This is a genomic window from Pseudomonas sp. LBUM1644 (assembly GCF_059716195.1).
Genome location: NZ_CP166812.1, coordinates 5,497,704 through 5,511,631, shown reverse-complemented (window position 1 = coordinate 5,511,631; position 13,928 = coordinate 5,497,704). Strand labels below are relative to the sequence as shown.

Annotated in this window: 14 protein-coding genes; 8 read left to right on the top strand and 6 right to left on the bottom strand. The window is 60.1% G+C overall.

Annotation, left to right across the window (positions count from 1 at the left end; genetic code table 11):
• Window positions 1-90 precede the first annotated feature (90 nt).
• Window positions 91-1,170: an endonuclease/exonuclease/phosphatase family protein gene (locus ACA052_RS25270; RefSeq protein ID WP_497647283.1), complete on the bottom strand. Its 1,080-nt coding sequence runs from the start codon at window positions 1,168-1,170 to the stop codon at window positions 91-93.
• Between the two features lie 236 nt (window positions 1,171-1,406).
• Complete coding sequence (locus ACA052_RS25265; protein ID WP_497647282.1) at window positions 1,407-2,078, bottom strand: YciC family protein; 672 nt, start codon at window positions 2,076-2,078, stop codon at window positions 1,407-1,409.
• A gap of 178 nt (window positions 2,079-2,256) precedes the next feature.
• Here ACA052_RS25265 and ACA052_RS25260 point away from each other — a divergent pair, with 178 nt between their 5' ends.
• The 5 genes from ACA052_RS25260 (at window position 2,257) to rhlE1 (ending at window position 6,755) form a co-directional block, all read left to right on the top strand.
• Window positions 2,257-3,012 (top strand): DUF2076 domain-containing protein, encoded by a 756-nt coding sequence (locus tag ACA052_RS25260; RefSeq protein ID WP_497647281.1) that lies wholly within the window; start codon window positions 2,257-2,259, stop codon window positions 3,010-3,012.
• A 137-nt stretch (window positions 3,013-3,149) separates the two neighbouring features.
• Complete coding sequence (locus tag ACA052_RS25255) at window positions 3,150-3,629, top strand: LabA-like NYN domain-containing protein (protein ID WP_054052625.1); 480 nt, start codon at window positions 3,150-3,152, stop codon at window positions 3,627-3,629.
• Between the two features lie 22 nt (window positions 3,630-3,651).
• Window positions 3,652-4,263 carry a 3'-5' exonuclease gene (locus ACA052_RS25250; RefSeq protein WP_497647280.1) on the top strand — a complete coding sequence of 204 codons (612 nt, stop codon included), beginning with the start codon at window positions 3,652-3,654 and terminating at the stop codon, window positions 4,261-4,263.
• A gap of 165 nt (window positions 4,264-4,428) precedes the next feature.
• On the top strand, window positions 4,429-5,355 hold the full coding sequence (gene yedA, locus ACA052_RS25245) for a drug/metabolite exporter YedA (protein ID WP_497647279.1): 927 nt from the start codon (window positions 4,429-4,431) through the stop codon (window positions 5,353-5,355).
• 65 nt (window positions 5,356-5,420) lie between these two features.
• Entirely contained in the window at window positions 5,421-6,755 is a 1,335-nt protein-coding gene (gene rhlE1 / locus ACA052_RS25240; protein ID WP_497647278.1) for an RNA helicase RhlE1, read from the top strand.
• A gap of 135 nt (window positions 6,756-6,890) precedes the next feature.
• Here the strand turns inward: rhlE1 and ACA052_RS25235 are convergent, their stop codons facing one another.
• Entirely contained in the window at window positions 6,891-8,129 is a 1,239-nt protein-coding gene (locus ACA052_RS25235) for a TIGR03862 family flavoprotein (RefSeq protein ID WP_497647277.1), read from the bottom strand.
• Window positions 8,130-8,410: 281 nt separating this feature from the next.
• The gene (locus ACA052_RS25230; protein ID WP_497647276.1) at window positions 8,411-9,331 is read right to left on the bottom strand and encodes a histone deacetylase family protein; all 921 of its coding nucleotides are present in this window, start codon (window positions 9,329-9,331) and stop codon (window positions 8,411-8,413) included.
• Between the two features lie 75 nt (window positions 9,332-9,406).
• Between ACA052_RS25230 and ACA052_RS25225 the strand changes: the two genes are divergently transcribed.
• The 3 genes from ACA052_RS25225 to ACA052_RS25215 all read left to right on the top strand — a co-directional run bounded on the left by ACA052_RS25225 (window position 9,407) and on the right by ACA052_RS25215 (window position 11,544).
• Window positions 9,407-9,976: a GNAT family N-acetyltransferase gene (locus ACA052_RS25225; RefSeq protein WP_497647275.1), complete on the top strand. Its 570-nt coding sequence runs from the start codon at window positions 9,407-9,409 to the stop codon at window positions 9,974-9,976.
• 108 nt (window positions 9,977-10,084) lie between these two features.
• A complete protein-coding gene (gene tesB / locus ACA052_RS25220) occupies window positions 10,085-10,954 on the top strand; it encodes an acyl-CoA thioesterase II (protein WP_497647274.1) in 870 nt (289 codons plus the stop codon).
• Entirely contained in the window at window positions 10,951-11,544 is a 594-nt protein-coding gene (locus ACA052_RS25215) for an HAD family hydrolase (protein ID WP_497647273.1), read from the top strand. Before tesB ends, ACA052_RS25215 begins: the two co-directional genes overlap by 4 nt.
• 94 nt (window positions 11,545-11,638) lie before the next feature.
• Here ACA052_RS25215 and ACA052_RS25210 read toward each other — a convergent pair whose 3' ends face one another.
• Together ACA052_RS25210 and ypfJ are read right to left on the bottom strand one after the other, a co-directional pair.
• A complete protein-coding gene (locus ACA052_RS25210) occupies window positions 11,639-12,595 on the bottom strand; it encodes an alpha/beta hydrolase (protein ID WP_497647272.1) in 957 nt (318 codons plus the stop codon).
• Entirely contained in the window at window positions 12,596-13,492 is an 897-nt protein-coding gene (ypfJ, locus tag ACA052_RS25205) for a KPN_02809 family neutral zinc metallopeptidase (RefSeq protein ID WP_497647271.1), read from the bottom strand.
• Window positions 13,493-13,928 lie beyond the last annotated feature (436 nt).

Genomic DNA, 13,928 nt, shown 5'->3' with positions numbered 1-13,928 from the left:
TAGGAGCTGCCGCAGGCTGCGATCTTTTGATTTTGCTTTTTTCAAGATCAAAAGATCGCAGCCTGCGGCAGCTCCTACAGGGGTTGCGTTTCAAGGCGCGGCGGGCAGGAGGAAGCGGGCGATTACCGGCAGGTGATCGGAGATGCGCAACGTGTCGTCCTGCCGCACCATCGCTTCGACTCGTTTGATTCGCGGACTGTAGAACAGGTAATCGACAGTCCGGTCCGGGCCGTTCAAGCCGGGGTCGTTCGGGTAGTGGGTCAGCCACCGTGCCCGGTCGACACCACTGGCTTCGTTGTTGGTCGGGATCATCGGGTACCTGTCCCACAGCAGGTGCAGTGCGCTGTCGGTGGTGTAAGGCGTGCGTTGATCGTCAGACAAGCGTCGATATTGCCCCAGCGGCAGCAGGTTGAAGTCACCGCCGATCAACCACGGCGTGCCACGGCTTTCGTACTTGTCGAGCACTTTGGCCACGGCCGTCACCTGGTCTTGCAAGGTTTGGTCGGGTTCGGTGACGCGATCCAGATGGGTATTGAGCACCGCCATCTGGCCGCCGTCGCTCAAGGGAAAGTAACTCACCAGCAAGGCGTTTTTCGGCTTGAATTGGCGACTGATGGCATTGGCCGGTAGGGTCGGCAGTTGCAGACGTTCGGCGTGTTCGATCTGGAAGCGGCTCAGGGTCGCCAATTGTCGGCCAACGCTGCCAAAGATGTGCGGGTCAGGAACGAAATCGGCTTTCCAGTCGAAAGCGTGAGCGCTACACGGATAAAGGTCCGCCACCCGTTCCTGAAGCAACTTGAGCTGGTTCTGGTAATCGCTGGCCTTGGCGCCGTCATCGAGTTCCTGCAGCAGCACGATGTCGGGTTGCTCATCGCGAATCACCCGTGCCACTTCATCGAGGCTGAAGGCCATGTCTTCGGCGGTCGGATTTTCGTCGTCGCCGCGCGCCAGGTCATTCCAGAACACATAGCGTTTGCCCGCCAGGAACTGGACGTTCCAGGTCATCACTTTCAAGGCCTGACCAGGCACCAGGGTCGGCGCTTGAGCGTTGCAACTGACCGGCAACACCTCCTTGGCACCGGGGCGCCAGGTCAGGTTGTAGAGCAGCAGTGCAAATACGCCGATGACAATCAGCAAGGTCAGCAGGGTGTAGCGCAGTAGACGGGTCATGGCTCGGCTTATAGCGTTACAAAAGATGGCCCCGAGCATAACCGAGCGTAAGGGGCATGCCCATCATTTAGCCATGACACGCACTTTTGTAGCAGCTGGCGAAGCCTGCGTCCGGCTGCGCAGCAGCCGTAAATCCAGTGCGCACGGTCTACCTGCTACACCGTGAGCATTGATTTTACGACTGCTGCGCAGCCGGACGCAGGCTTCGCCAGCTGCTACAAGGGGCGTATCGTCAGTCAGAGTGATCGATCAATTTTCTCGGGCGTCTCGCCGATCAGCATGAACAGGCGGAACAGCACCACGCTGGTGAACAGTTGCAGGAAACTGTGAGCGCTGTCGATTAGCAGCGAAACCACCGGATTCGGATCGGGGTACACCGCCACGGTCGCGCCCTTGAGTATCCACAACGGCCCCATCACGCAAAGGATGCACAGCAGGATGCGCAGGAAATGGCCACGGGTCAGGCGCATGCTTTCCTTCATCGCCGCCAGCGGGGCCAGGCCGCGCAGCACCAGCAGGTACTCGGCGAACGCCAGGGTCACCATCAGCCAGATGCCCGGCAGGAAATACAACGACAGGCCGATCAGGATCAGCACGGTATTGAGCGCCGTGAGCAGGGCGAAGCGCGGCCACAGGGTCGCGGACATCGCCAGCAGGTCGCGGGTGCGCGGCGACTCGCCACGGCTGCGGGCATCGAGAAACAGGATCAGCGCGGCGGTGTACAGCGGATACACCAGCAGGCCGACAATCACGCTGTAACCGGGAAATCCTTCCGGGCCGGCGGTGTTGTCGACGATTTGTTGCAACAGCGCCTCAAGGATCACCAGCGGCAGGCACAGCTGCACGATCTGGCCCAGATTGCGTTTGAAGAAATACAAAGAGTCACGCAGTACATCAAACGGATTCATCAGTCGGTATCGCAGGTTATAAGCAGTTACACACTTTAACCGATGATGTGCCGCCAGAAGCAAACGTAAACGTTAGGTAAAGGCCATTGAAACAACTTGTTTCAGCCTCCATTAAGGTCGGGCACCTTATCCTCTGTGGAGAAGGACAACGATTTTCCCGGCAATCTACGAGGTCGCCATGAACAGCGAAGAACAAACCCTGATCGATGGACTGTTTTCCCGGCTGCAACAGGCCGAAACGAATTCAGCCCCGCGCGATGCCCAGGCTGAGGCGCGGATCAAGGAACACCTGACTCGCCAACCCGCGGCAGGTTATTTCATGACCCAGGCGATTCTGGTGCAAGAGGCGGCCATCAAGAGCCTCGACGAACAGAACCAGCAATTGACCCGGCAAGTCCAGCAGTTGCAGGCCGAACTGCAATCGGCCAAGGCTCAGGCACCGGCTGTTGCGCCTGCCAGTGGCGGCTTTTTATCAAGCATCTTTGGTGGCGGTTCGCGTGATTCTCAGCCAGCACCGGCCCAGAGCGCACCGCCATCGAGTGGCGGCTGGCGTGAACCGGCGCGGCCGTCGTTCAACGCGCAGCCGGCCCAGCAGAACTTTGGTGCAGCGCCGCCTCAGCAGAATTACGCGCCGCAACAACCAGCCGGCAGCGGTTTCATGGGCGGCGCGCTGAAAACGGCAGCGGGCGTGGCAGGTGGCGTGATGCTGGCGCAAGGCATCAGCAGCCTGTTCCATCACAACCAGCAACCGGACGTAGTTGAAGTGATCAAGGAAGAACCGGCTCAGGTCAGCGATCAAAGCGGTGACAAAGGCTGGGGCGATGATCAGCGTGTGGCCGACAACGCCTCCAATGATCAGGGCGGTTATGCCGACACTGATTACAACGATGACAGCTCATCGTTCTTCGGCGGCGACGACGATTCCTTCGTCTGACACGCCATTCGTCCGGAGCGCTGCGGCGCTCCGGGCCGATTATTCGCGGAACAATCCTTATGGCTGGCATACTGGGCGACCTTTCGGGCCTGGTGCCTGATCCAGCCTGCGCGTCTGTGCGCTCATGAGGATGCACGGTGAAGAAAATTGCAGTGTTCGCCGACGTTCAAAACCTCTATTACACCGTGCGTCAGGCCTATGGTTGCCACTTCAACTACGCCGCGTTGTGGGCTGACATCAGCAAACAGGGCGAGATCGTCGAGGCCTATGCCTACGCGATCGATCGTGGCGACAGCAAACAGCAACAATTCCAGCAGATCCTGCGCAACCTCGGCTTCATCGTGAAGCTCAAACCCTACATCCAGCGCAGCGATGGCTCGGCCAAGGGCGACTGGGACGTGGGCATCACCCTCGACATCATGGACGCCGCCGATCACGTCGACGAAGTGGTACTGGCCTCCGGCGACGGTGATTTCGACATGCTGCTGGAGCGCATCATTAGCAAACACGGCGTGCAAGCGGTGGCTTATGGCGTGCCGGGCCTGACGGCCAACTCGCTGATCCGCGCCGCCAGCCGCTACGTGCCGATCGAAGGCGCGTTGCTGCTCAAGAATTGATTTTTACGGAGTTGAAACAGGTTTGGAACGCATAGCAGTCATCGACTTTGAAACCACCGGGATCTCCCCGAGCAGCAGCTGCCGGGCCACGGAAATTGCCGTGGTGATCCTTGAACAGGGGCGCATCGTCGAGCGTTACCAGAGCCTGATGAACGCTGGCGTGCGCGTCCCGGCCTTCATCGAACAACTGACCGGCATCAGCAACGCCATGCTGCGCACCGCGCCATCGGCCGAGCAGGTGATGAACGAGGTCAACGAATTCGTCGGCTGCACTCCATTGCTCGCGCATAATGCCGCGTTCGACCAGAAGTTCTGGGACTTTGAACTGGGGCGCATCAAACGCACCCGCTTGCAGAACTTTGCCTGCTCGCTCTTACTGGCCCGTCGCCTGATGCCTGCGGCGCCGAATCACAAGCTCGGCACCCTCACCACTTTCGCCAAACTGCCCCACACCGGCCAGGCTCACCGGGCCATGGCCGATGCGGAAATGGCCGCCAACCTGACGACGCATCTTGCGCAGGAGTTGCGGCAGAAGCACGGGTTGCGCGAGTTGTCGCATGATCTGCTGGTCAGCCTGCAGAAAGTGCCGGCGGCGAAGATCAACGAACATCTCAAGCGCCACCGCGGGTTCTGACCACAACACCCAAATCCCCAGCGTTATTTTCCATTGCCTTCCAACTGCCCGGTGATCTCTGTGCTTTGAAAAGTGTACCGGCCCTATAAATAGGTTTTGTAACTTATTTTTCGCCGTTGGCCTTTCTAGAATGGCTGTTCACTTGCCTTGCCTACGAGCTACCCAATGCCTGGCCTACGTCGCTTTCCCTTGCCGTTGATCGCTGCTTTTTTCGCTTTGTATGTGATTTGGGGGTCGACTTACCTGGTGATTCGTATCGGCATCGAATACTGGCCGCCGTTGCTGCTCGCGGGTATTCGGTTTGTGATTGCCGGTTCGTTGATGTACGCCTTCCTGCGTTGGCGCGGGGCGCCGGCACCGACCTGGGCGCAGTGGAAAGCCGCGGGGATCATCGGGATTTTGCTGCTCAGTTGCGGCAACGGCGCGGTCAGCGTGGCTGAGCACACGGGCGTGGCCTCGGGCGTGGCTGCATTGGCCGTGGCGACGGTGCCGTTGTTTACTTTGCTCTGCGGATATTTCTGGGGCGCGCGTAATACCCGTCTCGAATGGGCCGGGATTGTGCTCGGGCTGATCGGCATCGCCATGCTCAATCTCGGCTCGAACCTGCAATCGAGTCCGCTGGGCGCTGTGTTGCTGGTGTTCGCGGCGGCGGCTTGGGCATTCGGGTCGGTCTGGAGCAAACACTTGCCGTTGCCCCAGGGCGCGATGGCCAGTGCCGTGGAAATGCTGGTGGGCGGCGTGGTGCTGTTGATCGGCAGCGCGGTCAGCGGTGAACACCTGGAAAGCCTGCCACCCATCGAGGGTTGGGCCGCGCTGGCGTACCTGATCTTTTTCGGTTCGATCATCGCCTTCAACGCCTACATGTACCTGTTGAAAAACGTGCGTCCGGCGGCGGCCACCAGTTATGCCTACGTCAATCCGGCGGTGGCGGTGTTGCTGGGGATCGTGTTTGTCGGCGAAACCATCGGTATCGAAGAGGCACTGGCGATGCTGGTGATCATCAGCGCCGTGGTGTTGATCGGGTTACCCCAGTGGCGTAGGGCTGCTGTTCGGCCTGCCGTAGCGGTGCCGACAGAATCCCGTGTGAATTAGGGTAAACTGCGCGCCATTGCACACTCGTTTTGCACAACCGCGCTGAATTTTCCTACGGTACTCCCATGACTTTCGCCACCCTTGGCCTGATCGAACCCTTGCTGCGCTCTCTCGAGACGCTCGGCTACCAGACCCCGACGCCGGTTCAGGCGCAAGCCATTCCGGCGGTGCTGGCCGGTCGCGACCTGATGGCTGCCGCCCAGACCGGCACCGGCAAGACCGCCGGTTTCGCACTGCCGCTGCTGCAATTGCTGGCCATGGAAGGACCGAAAGTGGCGTCCAACTCGGTACGCGCGCTGATCCTGGTACCGACCCGCGAACTGGCCGAACAGGTTCACGAAGCCGTGCGGCAGTACGCCGAGAACCTGCCGTTGAGCACTTACGCGGTGTACGGCGGCGTCAGCATCAACCCGCAAATGATGAAGCTGCGTAAAGGTGTCGACGTGCTGGTGGCGACGCCGGGGCGTTTGCTCGACCTCTATCGCCAAAAGGCTCTCAAGTTCAATCAACTGCAAACCCTGATTCTTGACGAAGCCGATCGCATGCTCGACCTGGGTTTCTCCGAGGAGCTGGGGAACATTTACCGCGTGCTGCCGAAGCAACGTCAGACGCTGCTGTTCTCCGCGACCTTCTCCGATGCGATCCGCTTACTGGCCGGGCAAATGCTCAACGATCCGCTGAGCATCGAAGTCAGCCCGCGTAACGTGGCTGCCAGCACCGTCAAGCAATGGGTGGTGGTGGTAGACAAGAAGCGCAAGCCGGAGCTGTTCATCCATTTGCTGCGCAAGGGCAAGTGGAAACAGGTGCTGGTGTTCGCCAAGACCCGTAACGGCGTGGACGCACTGGTGGAAAAACTCCAGGGCCTGGGCATAAACGCCGACGGCATCCATGGCGACAAACCGCAGGCGACCCGTCAACGGGCACTGGACCGGTTCAAGGCCAGCGAAGTGCAAATCCTGGTCGCCACCGACGTCGCGGCCCGTGGTCTGGATATTGAAGATTTGCCCTTGGTGGTCAACTTCGACCTGCCGATCGTGGCTGAGGACTACATCCACCGCATCGGTCGCACCGGTCGCGCGGGTGCCACCGGGCAGGCTATTTCGCTGGTTTGCGCCGATGAAGTGAATCTGCTGTCGGCCATCGAGACGTTGACCCGTCAGACGTTGCCTCGGCAGGTGGAACATGACTTCGAGCCTGAGCACCGCGTGCCGGACACCGATGCCAGTGGTCAGGTGGTCAAAAAACCTAAAAAGCCGAAGAAGCCGAAGACTTCCAGTGGCGGTAAACGCAACCTGGGTAAATGGGTTGAGAGCGGCGATGCTTCGGCGCCGGAGCCTTCGATCAAGCCTGTGCGCAAGGTGCCGGTGTTTAATACCGGGCCGCGTAAGCGTAAGCCTTGATCTACTGCGGCGGCTGTTAGGCCGCCTTCGCGAGCAAGCCCGCTCCCACACTGGATTTTCTGTGGACACATCATTTGTGAACACCAGAGATCAAATGTGGGAGCGGGCTTGCTCGCGAAGAGCGCGCCTCGGTCTTCAGCCTTGGCGCTTCAACCACTCCACCATCCCCAATCCCGCAGCTCGCCCACTGGCGAAACACGCCGTCAGCAGATAGCCGCCTGTGGGCGCTTCCCAATCCAGCATTTCTCCCGCGCAAAACACTCCAGGCAGTTGCTTGAGCATCAAGCGCTCATCCATTGATTCGAACATCACGCCCCCCGCGCTGCTGATGGCTTCGTCCAACGGGCGGGTTTTCACCAGCGTCAGTGGCAGCGCCTTGATCGCTTTGGCCAGCAATGCCGGGTCGGCGAAACATTCAACGGCTGTCAGCTCGCGCAGCAACGCCGCTTTCACGCCATCAATCCCGAGCTGACTGTGCAGGTGTTTGGACATCGAACGCGAACCGCGCGGTTTGCTCAGCGCAGCCTGAACTTTATCCACAGGCTTGCCGGGCAGCAGGTCGAGATGAACAGTCGCCGAGCCGTGCAGGTTGATGGCTTCGCGAATAGGCGCCGACAGGGCGTAAATCAAACTGCCTTCAACCCCGGTCGCCGTGATTACACACTCGCCAAGGCGTGGTACGTCGTCGTTGAGGCCGATGGCGATGTTTTTCAGCGGTGCGCCGGCGAATTTGCAGACCATCAACTCGCTCCAGGCCTGCACCTCGAAGCCGCAATTGCTGGGTTGCAGCGGCGCCAGTCCTACACCGAGCTGTTCGAGTGGCCGCATCCACGCGCCGTCCGAACCCAGGCGCGACCAACTGCCGCCGCCGAGGGCCAGCAAGGTCGCAGAGGGCATTAAGGTTTTCTCACCCTCAGGGCTGGCAACTTTCAGGCTGCCATCGGCGTTCCAGCCAAGCCAGCGGTGGCGGGTGTGGATAACGACGCCGGCCTCTCGCAACCGCTTGAGCCAGGCCCGCAACAGCGGGGCGGCCTTCATGTCGGTAGGAAACACCCGGCCCGAGCTGCCGACAAATGTTTCGATGCCCAGGTCATGAATCCATTGGCACAGTGCCTCGGCGCCAAATGAGCGAAGCAGCGGTGCAATGTGCGGGGCGCGTTCAGCGTAGCGTGAGAGAAACGCCGGGTAGGCTTCGGAATGAGTGATGTTCATGCCGCCGACACCGGCCAGCAGGAATTTTCGCCCCACTGAAGGCATGCCGTCGTACAGATCGACCTTGAGTCCGGCCTGGCTCAGCACTTGCGCCGCCATCAAACCGGCGGGACCGCCGCCGATGATGGCGACGTGAGGGGAGGAGGGCGAAGGCTGGGTCATGGTGAGAGCTGCGGCGTGGCGGAATAAGCCGGGCATTCTATCAGCACAAATTAATGTGGGAGCGGGCTTGCTCGCGAAAGCGCTGTGTCGGTCAACATCAGTGTTGAATGTTAAATCGCCTTCGCGAGCAAGCCCGCTCCCACAAGGGGTCGTGGTGTTTCAAAGATGTGATCAAAAAACAACCACCGCTTTGCAGGCTATATGCAATCTGGCCTGTAGGACCTTTCACTCAGGTTATCCACAGGCAGTTCCACAGGCATTGTGGGTAAAGCATCCACAGCTCAATGACAACCTGATGACGTCCACACCCGCTGCGCGCTGTGATGCAGGATTCCATGACGACGCGCCAACGCCTGGCGGTCCTTGCTGTAACCGCCGCCAATCACTCCGACCACCGGAATATCCCGGCCCAGGCAATGCCGCATCACGCTTTCATCGCGAGCGGCAACCCCTTCGTCGGTCAACTTCAAGTACCCCAGTGCGTCATCTTTATGCACATCGACCCCGGCGTCATACAGCATCAGGTCCGGTTGGTAGAGCGGCAGCAGGTAGTTGAGCGCATCGTCTACTACCTTCAGGTAATCCGCATCGCCCATGCCCTTGGGCAACGGGATATCCCAGTCACTTTCGGCTTTGCGTGCAGGAAAGTTCTTTTCGCAATGCAGGGAGACGGTCACCGCTTCCGGGGTGTTGTGCAGGATGCGTGCAGTCCCGTCGCCTTGATGCACGTCGCAATCGAAGATCAGCACCCGATTCACACGACCGCTTTCCAGCAGGAACCGGCTGATCACCGCCAGGTCATTAAAGATGCAAAATCCCGCCGGATAATCGTAGTGCGCGTGATGCGTACCGCCCGCCAGGTGACAGGCGAGGCCATGTTCAAGTGCCTGCTCGGCCGCCAGCAACGAACCACCCACCGCCCGCACCGTGCGCCGGGCCAGGGCTTCGCTCCACGGCAAACCGAGGCGCCGCTGGTCTTCGCGGGACAACTGGCCACTCATGTAACGCTCGATATAGGCAGCGTCATGGGCGAGGGCGAGAATCTCCGGCGGACAGAGTTCCGGTCGCAGCAAGTCAGCGTCGCGGGTCAGGCCGCTGTCCACCAGGTGATCGCGCAGCAGGCGAAACTTGTCCATCGGGAAGCGGTGATCCGCCGGAAACTCGGGACTGTAGTCTTCGTGGTAGATCAGCGGCAGTGACATGAGTGATTTCATGGGTGAATGAAGGAAGGATCCTACCAGCGTTGTAGACTTGCGGCATGGAAAGGGGAGGACACGATGGAGCCGATACTGGAACTCGAGAGCGCGCGACTGCTATTGCGGCAGTGGCGCGATGAGGATTTGCCGGAGTTTGCGGCGATGTGCACCGATCCCCAGGTGATGCGGTATTTCCCGGCGCCCTTGAGTCGACTGGAAAGCGCTTCGTTGATCGGCCGGATTCGTGGGCATTTTGCCGAGCACGGTTTCGGCCTTTGGGCGCTGGAGCGCAAGGACACCGGCGCTTTCATCGGTTTTACCGGGCTGGGTGTGGTCGGTTTCGACGCGCCCTTCACCCCGGCCGTGGAGATCGGCTGGCGCCTGGCGCGTGAACATTGGGGGCTGGGCTATGCCAGTGAAGCGGCGTGGACCGCTCTGCGCTGCGGTTTTGACCGCCTGGCGCTGGAAGAGGTCGTGTCCTTCACCACTCAAGCCAATACGCCTTCGGAAAAAGTCATGCAGGCGATTGGCATGCACCATGATTCAGCCGACGACTTCGAACACCCGAAGCTCGCGGTCGATCATCCCCTGCGGCACCATGTGCTGTACCGCATCAGTCGTGAACAATGGCTGCAAACCTTGCATGGATAAGCGGGCGCAGACGTTTACAATGGCGGCCATAGAGTGGCCCGGGCCAGAACCTGAATCGACCGCCGCAGCCAAGACTGCGCGGCATTGTGTTGTGTGAGGAGAGTCTGAATGAGCCAAGTGTTGGATGATCTGGTCGACCTGCTGACCCTTGAACCGATCGAAGAAAACCTGTTCCGTGGCCGCAGTCAGGACCTGGGCTTTCGTCAGTTGTTCGGCGGTCAGGTGATCGGCCAATCCCTGTCGGCGGCCAGCCAAACCGTCGAAGAAGCGCGGCACGTGCATTCGATGCACGGTTATTTCCTGCGTCCGGGGGATTCCGCGTTGCCGGTGGTGTATCAGGTTGATCGGGTGCGCGACGGCGGCAGTTTCAGCACGCGTCGGGTGACGGCGATCCAGAAGGGCAACCCGATCTTCACCTGTAGCGCTTCGTTCCAGTACGACGAAGAAGGCTTTCAGCACCAGGCCGAGATGCCGACTGTGGTCGGCCCGGAAAACCTGCCCTCGGAGCTGGAGCTCACTCAGCAGCGTGCGCACCTGATTCCGGAGCACATGCGCGAAAAATTCCTGTGCCCCAAACCGATCGAATTCCGACCGATCACCGAGAAAGATCCCTACAACCCGCAACCGTCGGATCCGATCAAGTACGTCTGGTTTCGCGCCGACGGTGCGCTTGCCGACTCCCCGGCGCTGCACAAATACCTGCTGGCTTATGCCTCGGACTTCGGCCTGCTGACCACGTCGATGCAGCCCCATGGCAAATCGGTCTGGCAGAAAGACATGCAGGTCGCCAGCCTCGATCACGCGCTGTGGTTCCACGCCGATCTGCGCGCAGATGACTGGTTGCTCTACGCCATGGACAGCCCGTGGGCCGGCAATTCTCGTGGCTTCACCCGGGGCAGCGTGTTCAATCGTGCCGGGCAACTGGTGGCTTCGGTCACTCAGGAAGGCCTGATTCGTCACCGCAAGGATTGGGCATGAGCCTCGCCGAGGTGCGGCATTGGGTGTTCGACATGGACGGCACCCTGACGGTGGCCGTGCATGACTTCGCGGCGATCCGCGTGGCCTTGGCGATTCCTGCCGAAGACGACATCCTGACCCACCTCGCGGCGCTCCCGGCGGATGAAGCGGCAGCCAAGCATGCGTGGTTGCTGGAGCACGAACGGGATCTGGCGCTGGGTTCGAAGCCAGCACCGGGTGCGGTGGAGTTGGTGCGAGAGTTGGCCGGACGTGGTTATCGCCTCGGCATTCTGACGCGCAATGCTCGGGAGCTGGCGCATGTGACGCTGGAGGCGATCGGCCTGGCCGACTGTTTCGCGGTGGAGGATGTGTTGGGCCGCGACGAAGCGCCGCCTAAACCGCATCCGGGTGGTTTGCTGAAGTTGGCGCACGCCTGGAACGTGCCAGCGAGCGAGCTGGTGATGGTCGGTGATTACCGCTTTGATCTGGATTGCGGGCGGGCGGCGGGGGCACGGACGGTGCTGGTGAATCTGCCGGATAACCCGTGGCCTGAGCTGACCGATTGGCATGCGGCGGATTGTGTGGTGTTGCGGGAAATGCTGTTGGCTTGAGAATTAAGGTCAAAAGATCGCAGCCTCCGGCAGCTCCTACAGGGGTACGCGATTTCCTGTAGGAGCTGCCGGAGGCAGCGATCTCTTGATCTTTTTATTGAAACAACACCTTCTGCCCCTCCGGCGACGTGAACATCCCATCCCCATTGTGCCCAACCCCGGGCACTTCGATCAGCCGCTGACTCAAGCCCTGAGGATGGCTGCGCTTCAAATAATCAAAATAATTTCGCCCGCGGATCAACCGATACGCACCCTGGGCCTCAGCCTCACAGCCTTTATCCAGCGCCGGGTGTTTTGGGTCGATGTCTTGCTGGCCCAGAAGATAAACGATGTCACGCTTGACGTAGTTTTCTTCCAGCTGCGCAGGTGCTTTTCCCTCAGCATAGGCAGGTAAATCCGACAGCCCGTATTTCCAACGATTGAAACCGGGACACGCCGCGTGATTGAACGCCACCGGCCGGCGCTCATCGAAATACGCGTAGGAAGACGGGTTGGCGATGACATAGCGCACCTGAACGCCGGCGGCCTTGAGTTCTGGCTGATCCTCGCTCAGCAAGGCATATCGCTGAACGACTTGAGCTCCGCCGGAATGCCCGGCAATCACGACTTCTTTCAGATCTGGAAACTGTTGATGATCACCGAAGCGGGCGATGATTTGATCGAGGGCGCCGTAGGAACTCAGCGGGAACGGAGCGGTGGATAATCCGCCAGCCATCCAGTCATTTCCCTGCCAGCGCAAGACCGTGTCCGCCACGGGGTGGCGTGCAATGTCGGTTTCATTGAGGAATTGCGGGGCGATCACCAGCGTGGTCGCGCTTTGCCCGGCCTGTTCGGCTGCGTGCTCGGCGCTCTGACGATAGGTTTCGGCATTGCGCAGCCGACCGTGGATGATGATCAGTACGCGTTCGATTTTTGCTGGAGCCGGGCCGATGCCCACGGCCATCTCACCTTCTTTCAACAGCAGGCGACCGGTGCTGATCTCCTTGACCCCATTTTCGGCCGCCAAGGTATTTGCGCAGGTGAACAGCAGTACCAGCAGCCACTTATTCATTTACAGGTTTTTCGCCGCAAAGGTATCGCACTGGCCGACCTGGCCTTGTGCGAACCCGGTTTTGAACCAGCGCACCCTTTGCGCCGACGTACCATGGGTAAACGAGTCCGGTACTACGCGCCCCTGGCCTTTTTGCTGCAAACGGTCGTCGCCAATGGCGTTGGCGGCATTCAGCGCTTCTTCGATGTCACCCGGTTCCAGCCAGTTCAGGCGTTTTTGTGCGTTGTTGGCCCAGACCCCGGCCAGGCAATCGGCTTGCAGTTCTTGGCGCACCAGCAAACCGCCGTCTCCTTCCATCTGCCGGCCTTGCTGGCGAGCCGTCTGAATTTTCGCTGAAACGCCGAGCAGCGTCTGAACGTGGTGTCCGACTTCGTGAGCGATCACGTAGGCCTGGGCGAAGTCGCCGGCGGCAGAAAACCGTTGTGACATTTCCTGGAAGAACGCCATGTCCAGATAGACCTTCTGGTCTGCCGGGCAGTAGAACGGGCCTGTCGCTGACGTCGCCAGACCGCAGGCCGAGTTCACGCGGTTGCTGAACAGCACCAGCGTCGGATTTTTATACTGCCGACCGGCCTGCTGGAAAATCTGGCCCCACGTGTCTTCGGTATCGCCGAGAATCGAGCGCACGAACTCGGCGCCTTCATCATTGGCGGGCGGCGCCTTGCGGGTTTGGGACGAGGCCGGTGCCGATTGCTCGCTCATCTGACCGGTCAGTTGGCCGAGGATCTGCATCGGGTCCTGGCCGGTGATCCAGCCGATTCCGACGATCAAGATGATGGCGGTCAGGCTCAGGCCCTTGCCGCCACCGAAGCGCATCCCGCCACCACCGCCACCGCCGACATCATCACCACGGGCATCGACCACGTTGTCGCTGCGTCGGCCTTTTTTCCATAGCATGTGGGAATCCTCTATTTGTCCGTGGGGTTGAGTGTAGCTGTGTGGGGACGGCGTCAGTCCGGTTGTCCGGCTTTCGCGTACGGAGCGTTTGCCTTGCTGACAGTAGGAACATGGATAACCCATCGAATTCCTTCACGTGTCGGGTTTTTATCGAGCGGGCGAATGCCAATTGCCGAACAGTCAAGCCGTAATACGGTCTGTAGCAGCTGGCGAAGCCTGCGTCCGGCTGCGCAGCAGTCGTATTCCAGCGATGTGGTGTTTCAGGAAAAACTCGCGCTCAGGTTTTTCGAGTGCTGCGCAGCCGGACGCAGGCTTCGCCAGCGGCTACATAAAGCGCGTTTTGCCTGCCATTTCTTAACTGACTGGTATTGGGGCTAACGCCTGTGTTTATCCCGCGTCGAGTTCCAGATTTCGCAATAATCGGTTCGTCTTCTAG